Below are 16,728 nucleotides of genomic sequence, written 5' to 3'. Positions count from 1 at the left end.
ATCAGCGCTTCTGCAACCATCCCAGAAACCCACCTTTCCTGATCGGCACCGGTTTGGCCATCAACGCCTGCCGACTGTTCTGCTGCCGCACTGCCTGCAACTTGTTCAACGCCCGGCCCACTTCGCTGCGCTGTTCCATGCACTGGCGGGTCAGGTTCTTGTCGAGACGGTAGATGATCGAAGATGTCAGCGCGGTGAACGTCGCCTGCGACGGTGTATCGGCCAGGATGCTCTGTTCGCCCATGACTTCGCTCGGCCCCATGCGACCGGCCTCGGTGAAACCATTGCCGTCCGGCACGCTGGCGCTGACGACGCCGGTGGCGATCACGAACAGGCTGTCCGGCACTTCAGCCAGATCCAGCACCACCTCGCCGGCGGCGTATTGTTGCGCGACCATCGATTCGGCGAGGCGGTCGCGTTCCTCATGGCTCAGCGAGCGGAAAATCTTCACTTCATCGAGCAGTGCGCGGGCGCGGGTCGAGGGTTCGATCACGCCGTCGGGGTGCCGCGAGATGCCGGCCGCTTCCAGATGGCGATGGGCGAGGTCGAACAGTTGATTGCGCACGTCGCTCTTTTTGCCCAGCTCGGCGATGAACCCGCTGGCCACGTATTCGGACATCTCTTCGCCAGCCTCTTTGAGCACCGCTTTTGGCGCGGGCGAGAGCAACAGACTGCTGCTGCCTTGCAGCGTGCGGTCGAGGGCGTCGAGCACCCGGCGTGGGCGGATGTGGTTCGCCACCTTGATGCTGATCGACACCCCGTGCAGGTTGTTCGGGCGGCTGAGGTTGACGATCTTGGCCTTGGCCGCCACCGAGTTCGGCACCACGGCCATCGTGCCGGCGCTGCTCAACAGGTGCGTGGCGCGCCAGTTAATGTCCAGCACTTTGCCTTCGACGCCATCGATCACCACAAAGTCGTCCACCTGATAGGGTTTGGTGGTGTTGAGCACAATGCCGGAGAACACGTCAGCCAACGTACTCTGCAACGCCAGACCGACCACGATGGCGAACACGCCGGAAGTCGCCAGCAGACCCTTGACCGGCAGATCGAGCACATAACCGGCGGCCGCGACGATAGAGGCCAGAAACACCAGCGCACCGATCACGTCCTGCAGCAAACGGCCGCTGTGACCTATGCGACGCATCAGCACCAGACCGAACACCTCGGTGAGCACTCGTGCGGCGTACAACCACCAGATAATCCCCAGCGCCGTTGCACCGAGTTGCGCCACCTGGTCATCGGCAACCAACGGTGTCTGCAACGGGCTGACGCCAGCGTTGATAATCAGCGCGCTGAACGCCAGAAACAGCACCAGCCGCACACCGACCTTTGGCGCGCGATGCTTGAACGGGACGAGGTGCCAGAGCAGGGCGTCGAGCACCAGCAGCAGGGCGCTCCAAGGCAACAGGTGGGCAGAGAAAAGGCTCATGGATTGCACTCCAGCGGGCACAAAAAAACTCGCCACACCCTGAGGTGTGGCGAGAGGTTGGGCTTAGTTCAGATGCGTCTTGAGCTCAGCCGCAGCCTGACGTACCGCCGCTTTGACTTCCGGAATCCGGTTCAGCGGATTGAGCAGGCCAAAGTCATGAATCATCCCGTTGTAGCGCACCGAGGTCACCGGCACACCGGCCGCATCGAGGTGGCGGGCGTAGCCTTCGCCTTCGTCACGCAGCACGTCGAATTCGGCGGTCTGCACCAGTGCCGCAGGCAGGCCCTTGAGTTGTTCGGCGCTGGCGTTGAGCGGCGAGGCATGAATCTGCGCACGCTCGGCCGGGTTGGTGGTGTAGTTGTCCCAGAACCACTGCATCATCCCTTTGGTGAGGAAGTGCCCCTCGGCGAATTGCTGGTACGAACCGTCGTCGAACTGCGCGTTGGTCACCGGCCACATCAACAGCTGGAAGCGCAGGGCAGGGGTTTTCTGTTCCTTGGCCATCAGCGCCACGACCGCCGCCATGTTGCCGCCGACGCTGTTGCCGGCCACCGCCAGTCGCTTGCCATCGACACCGATCTCTTTGCCATGCTCGGCTACCCATTTGGTCGCGGTGTAGGCCTGGTTGATGGCGGTCGGATATTGCGCTTCCGGCGACGGCGTGTAGTCGACGTATACCGCGACTGCGCCGGAGCCCACTACCAGGTCACGGATCAGGCGCTGGTGAGTCGGGAAGTCGCCCAATACCCAGCCGCCACCGTGGAAGAACATGAACACCGGCAACTCGCCCTTGACCTTGGCCGGACGCACCACTTTCAGGTTGATGGTCTGGCCGTCGACCTTGATCGCCTTGTCGCTGACTTCAACACCCGACAGATCAACCTTCACCGAAGCCTGGGCACCGGTCAGCACCGCGCGGGCGTCTTTCGGGCTCAGTTGTTCCAGCGGTTTGCCACCGCCGGCGGCGAGGGCATCGAGGAAGGCCTGGGTGTTGTGTTCGACACCGGGGCTGCCGGCGGCGAATGCGTTGCCGATGGACAGGGCGAGAACGGAAGTGGCGAGGGTTTTCTTGATGTTCATGTGCAAATCCTTTTTAAATCGTTTGAGTTTTTATGCCTTGGGATCGGGCTGCTGTGGCGCTGGGGTTCAGGCCTCAGCAACACCGTGAACACAGATTAATGAGATGCCGGAAAGTGAAAAAGCGGCTATAAAGCGATTAACTGTCAACCAGAGAGTGACAATGAACCCGTTCGAAGACATGCGTATTTTTTGCCAGGTCATGGACTCCGGCAGCTTCACCGCGGCGGCCGATCAGTTGGGCCTGTCCAAGCAGTTCGTCAGCCGCCGGCTGATGCAACTCGAAGAGCGCCTCGGCGTGCGCCTGCTCAACCGCTCAACCCGGCGGCTGGACGTCACCCCGCTGGGGCAGAGTTATTACGAATCGGCCCTGCGCCTGCTCAGTGAAGTCGAGCAAGTGGAGCAGGGCATCGCCGGCCAGACCATCGAGCCTCGCGGGACCATTCGCCTGAGTGCACCGTTGTCGTTTGCCGTGGCGCATTTGGGCTGTTTGCTGCCGGTATTTTTGCAACGTTATCGCGATGTCACCGTGGAGGTTGACCTGAGCGATCGGCCGGTGGACTTGCTCGGCGAGGGATACGATTTGGCCTTGCGCATCGGCGTGCTGGAAGACTCGACGCTGATCGCCCGTCGCATCGCCGTCATCGAGCGGGTGTACTGCGCTAGCCCGGCGTATCTGGCCGAACGTGGCACGCCGCTCAAACCCGAGGATTTGCACAGCCACGATTGCCTGCCCTACGGCCACGGTCGCCAGGTGCAATGGCGGTTCGAAGGGCGGGGCAAACCGCTGACCGTCAATGTCACCGGGCGGATGCGGGTCAACAACGGTGAACTGCTCAAGGACGCGGCCATCGCCGGCATGGGCATCACGTACTTGCCGACCTTCATCGTCGATTCGGCCCTGGAAGACGGCCGGCTGGTGCCGGTACTGGATGATTTCCGCCCCGAGCCGCTGACTTTGTCGGCGGTCTACCCGCAGCACCGTCAGGCCTCGCGGCCGGTGCAGGTGTTGATCGAGTTCTTGCGTGAGCGGTTGAACCAATAGGAGGGTGCACGCCATCGTTGATTACAAGATCGCAACAAACCCCTGATGTGGATTTTCCTGACGCTGATCTAGACTCGTGCCGGTCAATCAAAGGCCCGGAATCTGGAGCGTGCAATGGAAATGCCGACAAAAGAAAAAGCCATCGCCAGCAATCGCGATGCATGGAATGACTCCGCCCAACACCACAAGGACACCCCCGAGTGGCAGACCCGTTTGAGTGCCGTGGGCCATGGCGATTTTTCCTGCCTGGATGACACCCTCACCGGGTTGCTCCAACAGGTCGGTGTCGACGGCAAGGATGTGGTGCAACTGGGCTGCAACAATGGCCGGGAAAGCCTTTCACTGTTTGCGCTGGGGGCCCGCAGCGTAGTGGGCGTCGACCAGTCCGGGGCCTTTCTCGATCAGGCCCGGGAGCTGGCATCCCGTTCGCCTCATCAGCCCGAATTCATCGAGGCTGATATCCATCACCTGCCGACAGAGCTGCACCAACGCTTCGACGTGGCGCTGATCACCATCGGCGTATTGAACTGGATGCCGGACATCGGCGAGTTCATGCGCCATGTCGCGCAAACCCTCAAGCCCGGCGGCAGCCTGGTGGTTTACGAAACCCACCCGTTCCTGGAAATGTTCGACCCCGAGTCAGCCGATCCCTATCGCCCGGACAGCTCGTATTTTCGCAGTGAGCCTTTCGTCCAGGACCAACCGATCGTCTACGAAGGCAAAGTCGAACAGCAGGCCTCGGCGTCCTACTGGTTCGTCCACACCCTGGGCGCCATCTTCACCGGTGCCGTCGAAGCGGGGTTGCAGATCTGCCATTTCAAGGAGTACCCGCATTCCAATCGCGAAGAACTCTACGACAAGTATCAGCAGCAAAAGGCGCAGTTGCCGTTGTGTTACACGTTGGTGGCGGTGAAGCGAGCGACGTAGTGCCAGGGGTATTTTCAGAGCGTTGAGTGATTTGCCGCGTGCCCTGGTTGCGCGCAGAGATCAATGCCCAAGGCATGAATGACCTTTAGAACCGTATCAAAACGTGGTTTCGCCCCGGGTGCGAAGGCCTTGTACAGGCTTTCGCGCCCCATTCCGGAATCTTTGGCAATTTGTGTCATGCCGCGGGCCTTTACCACGTAGCCGATAGCACGAAGAAACTCTTCGTTGTCGCCGTCTGCCAATACCTGAGAGAGGTATTCGCTGATGGCTTCGTCATTGTCGAGCAGTGCCGCCATGTCGAAGTTTGTTAATTTTTGATTCATGCTTCTGGCTCCTCATTCCTGTGCGAATGTATCTGTTAGCGCAGGCATGAGGAGTCAGTTGGTTCTTTTGTGATGGGTGTATTTTTCCCTGAACTGTGTAGGCAACTGACCCCATCGCGGGAAAGCTCTAATGTCAGTCAGTTAAGCCGTAATGCAATCTGTAGCAGCTGGCGAAGCCTGCGTTCGGCTGCTCAGCAGTCGTGAGTCGGACTAACGCGGTCAGCCTGATGCACCACAATCTCTGGTTTTACGACTGCTGCGCAGCCGAACGCAGGCTTCGCCAGCTGCTACAAGGAGTGCGTCGCGGCTGAAATTGTTTAACTGACTGGCATTAGGGCAAGCCCGCTCCCACAGGGAGATGCGGCCAAATGTGGGAGCGGAAGCCAATCACGCCTGCGCCGCCGTCACCGGCTGCTGTTCCGGTTTGCGCAGTGCCGTCAGCCGCGAGCCGCTGTAGTAGGTTTCGCGGAAGAAGCGCCAGCGACCGAACAGGTCGTAGACGTGGGTGATGCGCCCTTGCTCCTGGTAGTCCATGCGGATGTGCATTTTCATCGCCTGGATGTTGCGGGTGTCGCAGACGTCGACGATCTTGTTGCAGCCTTTGGCCCGCATCGCGTCCCAGAGCTTGAACTGGGCGTCCATCGACAGGCTGGTGCCAAAGTAGAGCGGGATCATTTCACCGCCGAACTCGAAAAACTCACCGGGGTTGATCCGGAACCAGCAGCCGTAATAGTGCCGGTCGAAGTAGTCCCTGGCGCTGCCCCAGATGAATCCTATGGCATCACCTTCCTCGTTCACGTACATGTGTCCGGTGTGACCCTCGGCGGCGATTTCGGCCATGGCCTTGACGCGGTTACCGTAATACTTGGTGAACGCGGTGGCGTTTTCCGGGGTGATGTTCACCAGGCGCAAGCCCGAATAGGGCCGTAGATTTTGCGGCGCCACCGGGGTCACCAGATCACGTCCCAGCCACAGCAACTCTCGATGGAAGTACACATAGCGCTTCCAGAGCGACTGGAGCGTGTGGAGCAGGCCTTTTTGTTTGATGCGTTCGCGAATCTTGTCGATGGCGCTCATGAAGTCCTCCGAGGCCGAAGCCCGGGTGTGGTGGGTAACGTTTTCGATGGCGAAAAATCAGGATTTCAACGGGTGCAGTTCGGTCGGGTAGTGCGGCTCCTCTTTGGACGCCCTCGGCACAACGGCATAGGACACCCTTGGAACACCCGCAAGACGCTGTTCCAGCACAAGGCTCAGCGACTCGCCCGGGTCCAGATAGGCATCGCCAAAGTCGGCGCCGATATGGATCGGATGGACGACGATTTCCAGCAGGCCGTCGATTGGCATTGCCACGGTGCGCAGGTCGACCGGGGTGCAGACGTTCTGGGCGGTCGCTCCGGACAGGCTGTTCAAGCGATGGTTGAGCAACGTCTTGAACACTCGCTTGGGCACACTCAAATTACTGCCCAGATCGCGTGCCAGTCGCACGGGCACCCCTTGGCGGGCGGCAAACCGCGCGACGATTTCTCCGATGGGCCAGATGTTGTGCACATGCTGATGGGAATCGAGGTGGCTGGGGTGCAGGCCGTTGTCCAGGCAGCGTTGCCATTGGGCTTCGAGTTCCTCCAGCACTGCGTCGCGATCCAGGCGGTTGAGCCAGAGGCTGTGGCGGGGCAGGCTGAGGTCGAACTCACCCTGGCTGTCGCAGAACGTCGAACGTGTGAGAATCGACAGACTCAACGGCCGGCCATACGTGAGGTTGAAGTGCAGCCCGATCCGCCCCTTGAGCAATGGCTGCCGGGCCAGGACGCAGGCCGCTTCGAAGGCCGGCATGTTGGCCATGGCGGTCGCGGAACTGATGACCCCGGCGTGGAAGGCCCCCAGTATCACCGCGTTTTCGCTCGGGCTGAGGCCGAAATCGTCAGCGTTGACTATGACTTGGCGAGGCATGGCTGCCCTCTCTTTCTTGTTCGGTGGGTGCAGCGTCTTTCGCGACAATAGGAGCCTGTATAGGTGTAAGCGTAGGAGTAACCAGCGCCGCTGCACGCCTGGCTTGCCATTTTTTTAACCAGGGTTTGATGCGGTGCCAGAGTCGCAGCGCCAACCCCAGGGTGAGGCCGCTGGGGCGCCAGGAGTAGAAACTCCAGCGCCAGTGCTCCAGTTGCCCGGTCATGCGTTCCAGGAGTTGATGGCTGGAGTTTTCCAGGCTGATCCGCGAGGCGTCGACCCAGTGCCAGTTGTCGTCCAGCCCCCAGCGGATCCACTCTTCGAGCAGCACGCGACCGCTGCCCAGGCCGGCGTATTGCGGCAAGAACGCCAGGTTGTAATCGTACAACCGGCCCTGTTCCAGCAAGCCGATACGGTAGCTGATGCAGCGCCCGTCCAGTTCCAGCACCACCACTCGCACCAGTCCCAGTTCGGCGAGGGCGGTGAACGCTTGCTCGATCCATTGCCGGTAGCGGTCATTGGTGAAAATTCCCACGCCTTGAAGGCCTTTCCAGCTCAGTGCTTCGACTTTGCCGAGGGTCCGCAACAGTGGCCTGATGGTGGCGGCGTCGGGGGTTATCCGCCGGACCTCGGCACCGCAGGCCGCGATGCGTTTACGCGCACGGCGCAGTTTGTAGCGCGGGTCGCCGGATACCTCCTGGTGGTCGGCGTCGCTGATCAGGTGCACCGGCACCCGACAACTGAGGCGGCGTTCGCCAGTCGAGCTGTGGGTCATCCAGGTGGTCAGCGCACTTTCCTCGCCGATGGGTTCGGACAATTCATTGAGTTGCAGCATCGCGTGGGGCACGCGACGGCGGATGATCACCAGCGCCTTGCGCATGCTCTCGGCATCGAGGCAACTGAGCAGGGCCAAGCGATCGGTGAGGGGATAGCCGAGGTGATGCAGGACTCGAAACGGTAACCCGCCAAAGCGCTCCACGGACACCACCAACGGCAGGCACAAGGCCAATTCATCGCCGTGCCAGCCGAGCAGAACGTGCAAGCGCTCCCCGGCAACCAGTGCCTGTTCCGATGCGCGCAGCCAGGCGAGGGTGTTGAACGGCGTGTGGTCCGTCATGCGCCAGCGCAACCCCTCATAAGCGGCTGTTGGAAAGTCCGGAGCGCACAACGACGTGCGCCATTCGAATCGAGCCATCATAGATTCAGACCGCCGCATAACTCATGGACGTTCATGAGGCGCTCCAGCTCAGGGCGAACAGGGTTTGCCCTGGCAGGTCGAAGCTGACGCGACCGTCCTGACAGTTGAATTTGCCTTCGCGACTGCGGCTGTCGGCACCGAAATACACCAGCGCTCCCTTGGTCAGCGGGCAGGTCGCCCCGGCTAGATCGACACGCTGCAAGCGCGCGCCCTTATTGACGCCCAACAGGCTGCGTTGGTGTTCGGTGGCCATCGCCAGCACGTCGACTTCGAAGGCGTCGTTGTCCAGGCGCATGACGTTTTTCAGCCAGTGCTGCCGGATGAATTGTTGAGCCAATCCCACCGGTTTGAGCTCGAAACGATCGCCGGCCAGCACCCGCACCATGCCTTTGGGGTAGTTCGGTTCGTCGGCGGCCTGGAACCAGTTGAGCATGTCCAGCAAGCCGTCCTGCGCCGAGTTGATGACCACCGAGGCCCACCACAGCGAAGCGAAATGGGTTTCCTGATCGTAGGGGCTCAGGCTTGAGCCGCTGGACAGGTTGGTCTGGTCCAGCAGCAAGGCCTTGCGTGGCCGGCCCTTGGCATCGAGGCCCACCAGTTCGGCAGCGCGGCGCACGCTGTCGCGGTAGACCCGGGTCGCCAGCAGGTCGCGAACCATCCATTCATGCCAGGCGAGGGCGTCGATCTGCTCGCCGGACTCGGCCAGCAGGCGCCGCGCCCAGTCGATACCGCGCTTGTCGGCGGCATCGTCGGTGAACGGGCCGTTGACGAAGCGCGAACTGGCGGGCATGGCAATACGTATGCCGGCCTTGGCGTTGGCCGGGTCATTGCGCACTTGCTTGGCCATGCTGTTGAAGATCGCCTGGTAGTTGGCGTAGCTCGAGTAGTTGAGGTTCGGCTCGTCGGCGAACGCGATGTAGTGAGTGCCGCCGCCACCGAGGGCGCGGGTGGCGGTGAGCCAGGCGTCGAGGCCGGCGTTGCTCGTGGTGTCGGCGCGCAGATCGGCCTGACGCTGGCTGCCGGCCAACAGCGTGATGTCCTGTGTGATGCCGAAGCGGTTCTGATAGAGCTGGCGGAACGCATCTTCGTGGTGCGGATTTTGCGCCGTGACGTCGACGAAACTGTAATAGGAGCCCGCCTGAGGCTTGAGGGCGTCGAGCGCCGCGAAACTGGATTGCGGCGGCAGCACGTAGGGCAAATAAATGCCCAGGTTCGGGGTCGGGCCGAGCGTCTCTTTATGCAGGGTCAGCCGGGCCTGGCCAGCGTCCTCGCGCAGCGGCTTGAGTTGCTGCGGGTTCTGGGCGAACAGGTTTGCCGTGCCATCGAGCCAGAACGCGACCTTGCCGCTGCCTTGCAGGCGCAGGCGCCAGACTTGTTCGTCCTGGGTGACGGGCAGTTCGAGCTGATCGAATTGCCAATAGGCGCGATAGGGCTTGAGCATCAGCGACACTTGTTTGTTATCACCCACACGTTGGGCCAGCAGAGTGCTGACGCCACCGTGAAATTTGCCGGCCAGCACCGCGTGTTCCCCCGGTGCGACTTTGAAATACAGCTCATCGCCGCCACGGGTTTCGGCGCTGAAATGCACCTTGGCCGGGGCGAACAATGCCACGGTGCGTTCGTCGTGTTCGACGGTGTAGCGGCGGAAGCTGTAGCCCGGAATTTCCAGTCGATAGCTGGCGGCACCCGGCGCCAGCGGCCAGCTCTGCTTGCCGCGTGTTTCATTGGCGGCGATCAGGCGATCGCCCTTCAGGTTGCCGTTGCCGTCGAGCAGGTACAGGTGTTCTTCGTTGGCATCGGCCTGCCACGCCGGGACCCACTGGATGGTCAACGTGTCGGGGCGATCCGCTTGCAGGTACAGGCTGCCGTCGCGAATGTCGGTCCAGCGCATGGGCGCCGCCTGAGCGCTCAAACCAAGGCCCAGGCTCAACAGCAGCACCAGGGGTTTCATGCTGATTTCCGTTGCAGTATCTGAAGCATCGGTGCCACATCACTGGGCAGGATGATCAGGGTTTGCCAGAAGGGGACGCCGCTCAACCGGCAGTACATCACCAGCAGCGCGACGGTCACCGCCAGGTAGGCGATGGACGATGCCGCCGCGGCACCGACGATGCCATACAGCGGGATCAGCAACAGGTTCAGGGCCAGGTTCAGCAGCGCGCCGAGGCCCACCAGCAGCGAAACCGTGCCGGGGCGATTCTTGCCCAGCAAGTCCAGGCGCAGGATGCTCGCGTAGCAAAGACCGAGCAGCCCCGGCAGCAGCGCCAGCAAGGCTGGGTAGGCCGGTTGATAGGCAATGCCGAACAGGGTGACGATCAGCCATTGCCCGATCACGGCCATGGTCAGGCAGGCACCGAGCATCACCGTGGCGGTCAGGCGCAAGGCCAACGGCGTCAGGCGCTCCATGCCTTCGTCCTGTTGCAGCAGGCGTTTCATCAGGGGTGTGGTCACCGCTTCCGGGACGATCAGCAGCAACTCGGCGGCAGCGCTGGCCATGGCGTAATGACCCAATGCCGTACTGCCGAGCAAGGCACCGATGAACAGGTAATCGGAGCGCAGAATGACTTGCTGGAACAACAAATCGGGATGGCTACGAGCGCTGTAGCGCAACAGTTCTTTCTGGCTGGCGCGGTCCCATTGCAACGTCAAGGGTTGCGCACGGTTGAGCCAGACCCAGCCGGCCAGCACCACCAGGCTGATGCCGGCCAGCCAACTGATCAGCGCCGCTTCCAGTGCGGCGTCTTTCCACATCCAGAACAAGGCGATAAACAGCAGCAGTGGCGCCAGCGATTCCACCAGCCGCAAGGCATTGAACGCCACCACACCGCCCGACGCGTTGTGCAAGGTCAGCAGGCCGCTCTTGAGCACGGTCAACGGCACCGCCAGCAGCAACAGCCAGGCGAGCAATCCCAGTTGTGTGGTGATATCGAGTTCGCTGCCGAACTCGCGGGTCAGCGCCACCACCAGCAACGTCAGCAAACCCGCCAGCAGGCAACCGAATACCAGCACCTGACTCAGCAGCAAACCCATGGGCCGTTGCTTGGCCGCCTGATAACCCACCGCCGAATTCAGCCCGCCGCTGGTGGCGGCGCTGATCAAATCGGGCAGGGTACTGAGCAGCGCAAACAGGCCGCGCTCGCTGGGCCCCAGAATCCGCGCCAGCAACACGTTACGCAGCAGGCGCAGGCCGATCATCGCCAGTTTGGTGCCCATGCTCAGGGCCAGGTGTTTGAGGTAGTGGCTGCGACTCATGGCCGGGCTCCGCGGTAGATGCGCCACGACAGCAACTCCGGGTTGCGTGCCGTGCGCTGGCTGATGCCGATCCGTGGTAAGGCCAATGGATCGTCGACGCCACGGTAAATCCCGCTGGCGGTGCCCAGGGCAAACGCAAAGTCGTGGTCGGCCACATGCTCGCGCACCCGCGCATCGTGGTCGCCATTGGGGTAGCAATAGACCGGCAGCGGCCGGTTGCAGCCGTTCAACAGTGCATTGCGGCTGCGGCTCAATTCTTCATCCAGGTGTTGATCGTCAAGCTCGGTGAGGATCGTGTGGCTGGCGCCGTGAGGGCCAAAGCGGATCAACCCGCTGGCTTCCAGCGCGCGCACTTGATGCCAGTCCAGGGCCTGGGGCAACGACTCTTCAGGGCATTGATTGGTGAGCCGGTTCAGTTCGCCCGGCGGCAGGTTTTTCAGGCTTTGCAGAAAATGCAAAAGCGCCAGGCTACGGCGCTGCACATCCAGATCATCGAGCAGCACCGGTAACGGTCGCCCGATCTGTCGCAGGCATTCAATCAAGTGCGTCCGGGCTTTTTCACCGTGGCTGTGCCACAGGGTTTCCCCCAGGCTTTCCCACCAGAAGCGTTGCCGGCTGCCGATGAAATCGGTGGAGAGAAAAATACTCGCCGGCATCTGATACCTTTTCAACAACGGAAAGGCATTCAGCGCGTTGTCGCGCCAGCCATCGTCGAAGGTCAGTGCGACTTTGGGGCGCTCCGACATGGCGGTGCCGGGTTGCAGAATTTCCATCAGCGGCACGCAGTCGAAGTGTTTTTTCAACCAGAGCAGCAGATGGGCAAAGGCCTTCGGCCCCACGCACAGTTCATTTCGATGAGGCAGGTCGGCGGCGCGGTCATTGGGCAGCACCCGGTGCAGCATCAGGATCACCCCGGCACCGTGCAGTTGGTGGCGGCCTACCGGCGAGTTGAGATAGAGCCAGCCACTGGTGCGTTTTAATAATTGTCTGATCGCCATGACGCGGTCCTGTCAACGATTTTGCTCGGGGTTCCACTGCGCGTACCGCTGTCCACGCAGGAACTGCCACAGACCGATACTCATCCCGGCAAGGGTCACCAGGAAGAAGCCGGCGAGGCGAAAGGGTTTGGGCAAACGGTGTTGCACATCCAGCAGGCCGGCGATGGCCACCGCATAACCGAGCAGTTGCGCGATCAGGCTCAGGCGATAGAAGCCATGGACGTTCCACAACCAGAAGTTGCTCAGCAACAACGGCAGCAACAGGATCGGTGCCAGGCGTCGAATCAGTTTGTGGCTGATCAGCGCAATCGCATACAAGCCATGGCGCCAGGGATTCAACAGCTCCCGACGCTGGGCCAGGCTCTGCAAACCGCCGACGGTGACGCGCAGACGACGGCGCCATTGTTTGTCGATCTCATCGACGCCCTGGTCGATCACCCGGGCTGTGGGCACATAGACAATGCGTTTGTGCGCCACCGGCGCGCAGGTACTGATAAAGAAATCATCGTTGACCTCCGACGGCACGTTCTGGAACAACTCGCGACGCAGGGCGAGCAGGGCGCCGTCGGCGGAGACCATGCAGCCGGTACGATTTTCCACCATGCGCAGCCAGCCTTCGTAGTGCCGATAAAGGCTGTCGCCCAGGCTCAGGCCCTGGCCCGCCACCGGGATCAACATGTGCCCGGCGCAGGCCCCGACCTGTGGATCGGCCAGGGGCGCGAGCAATTGGCCGAGGGTGTCTGTCGACCATTGGTTGTCGGCATCGGTGAACACCAGAATCTCGCCCGTGCTTAGGGCAACGGCGGCATTCAAGGTGGCTGCCTTGCCCTGACGGGGCAGGTCGAGCACGCTGATGCGCGGGTCGATGACCTTGCGGGCGCAGGCCACGGTGTCGTCGGTGGAGCCGTCGCTGGCCAGAATGATCTGTAGCGAGCGCGCCTGATAATCCTGGGCGAGCAGGATGCGCAACTTCTCTTCGATGTACTGGGCCTCGTTGTGCGCGGCGATGACGATGCTCACGTTCATCGGCTGTGCCGGCCCATGACGGCGCGCGGGAAATAGCGGCGCGAGCAGCGTCAGCAGCAGCGGGTAGCCGAACCAGGCGTACACCGGCAATAACAGGCACCACCAGAAAATGAATTCAGCCACGGGCGGGTCTCCTGGCATTCCAGCGACAAAGGCTCAGGATGAGCGCGGCACCCGCCAGGTGCAGACGCACCCAATGCAGGCCCCAGAGTTGCAGCATCAGGCGCAGGTCGCGGTGTATCAGGCTCTGGCGCAGACTTTGGGCGAGCGCTGGCAGGCTGGTGACGAACAGCATGAATAGCGCCAGTAGGGGGGAACCGTTGAGCAGGGCGGATAGCGCCATGAAATCCAACACCCAGGCGATGATCGACAGCATCGGGAAACGCAGTAAACGCAGATTCATGCCGTGGCTGCGCAGTAATTGCAGGTGACTGCCCTGACGCCAGAACTCCTTGCCCAGCCATTCGCGCCAACTGCTCTCGTAACCCCAATGCAGGGCAACGCTCTGGTTGACGGACAGCAGGCGTGCGCCAGAGTGGGAAAGGCGCATGGTGAAATCTTTGTCTTCGCCGGTGCGCAGGTTTTCGTTGAAGCCGCCGACCTTGTCGAACCATGGACGACGCATCAACAGGTTGGAACTGGGCAGCCATCGCACTGCTTTCACCGTTTCATCGTTCGGGCGCAACGTGCGGCGTTGCCAGGCGTTGGCATACCACGGGGCTTCGGCCGGGGTGTGCAGGTCCAGTCCCAGGACGTCGACCTGAACCGCGTGTTGGATGCTCAACAACAGCGTGAGCCAGTCCTCGGGCATCTCGATGTCGGCATCGATGAAGCCCAGCCATTCGCCTGTCGCCATCGCCGCCCCGCGATTGCGCAGGGCGCCGATCAGCAGCCCGGGCAGCACCAGCACCTGCGCCCCGAGCTGGCGAGCGATGTGCGGGCCCTGATCGTTGGAGCCGTTATCGACCACAATCAGCTCGCATTCCATCCCGGCAGCCTGCGCGGCTTTTTTCGCGGCAAGCAAGGTGCGGCCGATGTGTCTGGCCTCGTTGTACATCGGGATGGCAATGCTGATGCGGTTCATGCCCTGGCCTCCGTCGGCGGACGTTCCTCAGCCTTGAGGCGCAACACCCAGGTCAGGGCGAGCATGATCCACAGGTACTTGTGATTCGGTGCGCTGAGGAACATCAAAAACAGTGTCAACGACAGATAACTGATCCCCAGGTGGGTGATCAGGTCAGCCTGTTCCCAATCCCGTCGCAGCATCCAGGCTTGACGGGCGCGGACCAGGTTATACATCCCAAGGCCGAGCATGCCGACGAACAACAGCCCGGCGGGAATCCCCAGTTCACTGAAGATTTCCATGTAGGTGTTGTGAGCACGGCGGTACAAGTCGCCGGGTTTGCGGTTGGCGGAAAACACCTTGGCGTACCCGGAGGTGGCGTAGTGCAGCGGGAAGGTGCCGGGGCCGGAGCCGAGTAACGGGTGTTCACGAATGATCTGGCTGCCGACCACAAGGTATGACGTGCGGCGGCCGAGGGATTCGTCCTGGCTTTTGGCGCCTTCTTTCAAGACGCTCAAGGACTGGATGCGCTTGAGGTAACCGGCCGGCATCGAATAAATCCCCACCGGGATCACGAGCGCAATGCTGAGCATGGCAAAACCCAAGTGGCGCGGCCGGATGCGTGGCAACTGCGCGCGGTAGTGCCAGGCGCCGATCATCAAGCTCAGGAACAGGACCACCAGCCCGGAGCGGGAATCGGTTTTGGTCATGCCGCCCAACAGTAAAATGCAGCAGCCGCCCCAGAACAATCGGTGCAACAGGTTCGGGCCGCGGATCACCAGCAGCAGGGCCAGCGGCACGGCGAAGGCGATCAGCAGGGCAAACGAGTTCGCGTCTTCCAACAGCCCGGCAGCACGGCCCTGGTCCTGATACTTGGTGGAGAACATGGCCAGCACAGAGGTTGCGGCGACGCTGAGAGTCACCAGCCGGGCGAACAGATCGAGGTTCAAGTCACGGCCAATCAGCAAGGTGATCACAAACAGCACCAGGCCGACGCTCAAATCCCGTAGATGACTTTGGGACATGTCCATGCTGTCGGTATTGATCATACTCAACCCGTACAACACCATGAATCCGATCAGGTAGCGCCAGATGTTGCTGCGCAGGCGCTCGGACGGAATCTGGTGAATGGCCAGTTGCAACATCAGGACCAGGGCCAGTGACGCACCGATGAATTTGGTGCCCGACAGCGCGTTGCCCTTGAAGAAACCTTCGAACGGCACCAGCGCCGCGATGCCCAATAACCCCCAGGCGGGTTTTCGGTAGAGCACACCGACAGCGACCATGCCCAGTACCGCGCCGGGCGCCAGATAGGGGTAAGGGCTGGCCAGCAAACCGAGGCAGACCAGGGCGAGCAGACTGACGATCGAGAGCGGAAAGATCACGCGCGTGCCTCCCGTGCAGTACGGATATAAAGCTGCGACCAGCGTTCGGCCAAGGCCTTCAGGTCGTAACGGTCCTGTTGCGTACGTCTTGCGTTGTCGATCAGTTCGCCAGCCAGTGCCGGCTCACTCAGCAGCGTGTCGAGCTGCCGGGCGAGGGCGACGCTGTCGGTGGGGGGCGCCAGCAGACCGTTGTGCCGATCCTCCAGCACATCGGGAATTCCGCCGACGCTGAATGCCACCACTGGCACTCCGGCCTGCATTGCTTCGAGCAAAATCATCGGCGTGCCCTCGGTGCGCGAGCTGATCACCAGCGCATCGAGTTGCGGCCACCAGCGGTTCATGTCGGTCTGGTAACCCGGCAGGGTGATGCGGTTGTGCAAGCCGGCGGCGGCAATTCGCGCCAGCAGGGTTTCCCGTTCCGGGCCATCGCCGAGCATCACCGCGTCCAGTTGCGGATGTCGCTGACACAGCGTAATCAGCGCATCGAGAAACAGGTCCGGGCCTTTTTCATGGGTCAGCCGACCGACGTAGCCCGCCAGCCAGCGCGGGTGTCTGGCGTTGTGGGGCAGCAAGCCGTTGGCGGTTGGCAGACCATTGGGAATCACTTGCAGCTTCTCCTTCCGAACACTGGCCTTGCGGTGCAGCGCCGCGATGCTTTCGGCCACGCACACCACCCGATTCACCGACGCGGTGCGGCACAGTTGCAGGCTCAGCCAGCCGTAGAAGCGTTGCTTGCGACTGCGCGGGGTGAACCCGTGCTGGGTAATCACCAACGGCAAGTCAAACAATGTCGCGCCGACCCAGCCAAACACCAGGCCTTTGAAATTGTGCGTATTGATCAGCGGATGTTCAGCCCGCCGATAACGTAAATGACCCAGCAATTGCCCAATTCCCGCGAAAGCGCGGCAGTCGATCCCGGCCTCGCGGAACCGGTCGATCAGCGCCGGCGGCGCATCCAGAAACAGCACCTGGTGGTGCCCCGGCGTCGCCAGGCAATGGTCCAGCAACATCCGCTCAGCGCCATAAAAGCCGCCGCTGCTGATCAAATGCATGATCGGCAG

Annotated in this window: 15 protein-coding genes; 2 read left to right on the top strand and 13 right to left on the bottom strand. The window is 61.8% G+C overall.

Annotated elements, in window-relative coordinates; translation table 11 throughout:
- Window position 1: 1 nt before the first annotated feature.
- Both LOY36_RS17575 and LOY36_RS17570 read right to left on the bottom strand, forming a co-directional pair.
- Entirely contained in the window at window positions 2–1,429 is a 1,428-nt protein-coding gene (locus LOY36_RS17575; RefSeq protein WP_258669315.1) for a mechanosensitive ion channel family protein, read from the bottom strand.
- 63 nt (window positions 1,430–1,492) lie between these two features.
- The gene (locus tag LOY36_RS17570) at window positions 1,493–2,509 is read right to left on the bottom strand and encodes an alpha/beta hydrolase (protein WP_019648504.1); all 1,017 of its coding nucleotides are present in this window, start codon (window positions 2,507–2,509) and stop codon (window positions 1,493–1,495) included.
- A 160-nt stretch (window positions 2,510–2,669) separates the two neighbouring features.
- On the opposite strand from LOY36_RS17570, the gene LOY36_RS17565 reads away from it, so the two are divergent.
- The gene (locus tag LOY36_RS17565; RefSeq protein ID WP_258669313.1) at window positions 2,670–3,551 is read left to right on the top strand and encodes a LysR family transcriptional regulator; all 882 of its coding nucleotides are present in this window, start codon (window positions 2,670–2,672) and stop codon (window positions 3,549–3,551) included.
- Window positions 3,552–3,665: 114 nt separating this feature from the next.
- Complete coding sequence (locus LOY36_RS17560; protein WP_258669310.1) at window positions 3,666–4,478, top strand: bifunctional 2-polyprenyl-6-hydroxyphenol methylase/3-demethylubiquinol 3-O-methyltransferase UbiG; 813 nt, start codon at window positions 3,666–3,668, stop codon at window positions 4,476–4,478.
- Between the two features lie 14 nt (window positions 4,479–4,492).
- On the opposite strand, the gene LOY36_RS17555 is transcribed toward LOY36_RS17560, so the two are convergent.
- From LOY36_RS17555 to LOY36_RS17505, 11 genes are all read right to left on the bottom strand, one after another.
- Window positions 4,493–4,801, bottom strand: a complete 309-nt coding sequence (locus tag LOY36_RS17555; protein WP_019648507.1) for an addiction module antidote protein — start codon at window positions 4,799–4,801, stop codon at window positions 4,493–4,495.
- 387 nt (window positions 4,802–5,188) lie between these two features.
- Complete coding sequence (locus LOY36_RS17550) at window positions 5,189–5,878, bottom strand: N-acetyltransferase (RefSeq protein ID WP_258669309.1); 690 nt, start codon at window positions 5,876–5,878, stop codon at window positions 5,189–5,191.
- Between the two features lie 57 nt (window positions 5,879–5,935).
- Window positions 5,936–6,748: a ChbG/HpnK family deacetylase gene (locus LOY36_RS17545; RefSeq protein WP_019648509.1), complete on the bottom strand. Its 813-nt coding sequence runs from the start codon at window positions 6,746–6,748 to the stop codon at window positions 5,936–5,938.
- A complete protein-coding gene (locus LOY36_RS17540) occupies window positions 6,720–7,943 on the bottom strand; it encodes a GNAT family N-acetyltransferase (RefSeq protein WP_258669306.1) in 1,224 nt (407 codons plus the stop codon). The genes LOY36_RS17545 and LOY36_RS17540 overlap by 29 nt, the downstream gene beginning before the upstream one ends.
- 31 nt (window positions 7,944–7,974) lie before the next feature.
- Window positions 7,975–9,894, bottom strand: coding sequence for a hypothetical protein (locus LOY36_RS17535; protein ID WP_258669304.1), 1,920 nt, complete (start codon window positions 9,892–9,894; stop codon window positions 7,975–7,977).
- Entirely contained in the window at window positions 9,891–11,195 is a 1,305-nt protein-coding gene (locus LOY36_RS17530) for an oligosaccharide flippase family protein (protein ID WP_064618743.1), read from the bottom strand. Before LOY36_RS17530 ends, LOY36_RS17535 begins: the two co-directional genes overlap by 4 nt.
- Window positions 11,192–12,193: a polysaccharide deacetylase family protein gene (locus tag LOY36_RS17525; protein ID WP_258669302.1), complete on the bottom strand. Its 1,002-nt coding sequence runs from the start codon at window positions 12,191–12,193 to the stop codon at window positions 11,192–11,194. The genes LOY36_RS17530 and LOY36_RS17525 overlap by 4 nt, the downstream gene beginning before the upstream one ends.
- Window positions 12,194–12,205: 12 nt before the next feature.
- Window positions 12,206–13,342 (bottom strand): glycosyltransferase, encoded by a 1,137-nt coding sequence (locus LOY36_RS17520; protein ID WP_028941302.1) that lies wholly within the window; start codon window positions 13,340–13,342, stop codon window positions 12,206–12,208.
- The gene (locus tag LOY36_RS17515) at window positions 13,335–14,303 is read right to left on the bottom strand and encodes a glycosyltransferase family 2 protein (protein ID WP_258669299.1); all 969 of its coding nucleotides are present in this window, start codon (window positions 14,301–14,303) and stop codon (window positions 13,335–13,337) included. The genes LOY36_RS17520 and LOY36_RS17515 overlap by 8 nt, the downstream gene beginning before the upstream one ends.
- Window positions 14,300–15,667 carry an O-antigen ligase gene (locus tag LOY36_RS17510; protein ID WP_258669296.1) on the bottom strand — a complete coding sequence of 456 codons (1,368 nt, stop codon included), beginning with the start codon at window positions 15,665–15,667 and terminating at the stop codon, window positions 14,300–14,302. The genes LOY36_RS17515 and LOY36_RS17510 overlap by 4 nt, the downstream gene beginning before the upstream one ends.
- Window positions 15,664–16,719: a glycosyltransferase family 4 protein gene (locus LOY36_RS17505; protein WP_258674200.1), complete on the bottom strand. Its 1,056-nt coding sequence runs from the start codon at window positions 16,717–16,719 to the stop codon at window positions 15,664–15,666. The genes LOY36_RS17510 and LOY36_RS17505 overlap by 4 nt, the downstream gene beginning before the upstream one ends.
- Window positions 16,720–16,728: the final 9 nt, after the last annotated feature.

The sequence above is a fragment of the Pseudomonas sp. B21-019 genome (assembly GCF_024749225.1).
Lineage (GTDB): Bacteria > Pseudomonadota > Gammaproteobacteria > Pseudomonadales > Pseudomonadaceae > Aquipseudomonas.
Note: the sequence above shows the minus strand (reverse complement) of the source record. Positions and strands in the feature narration are given on the sequence as shown.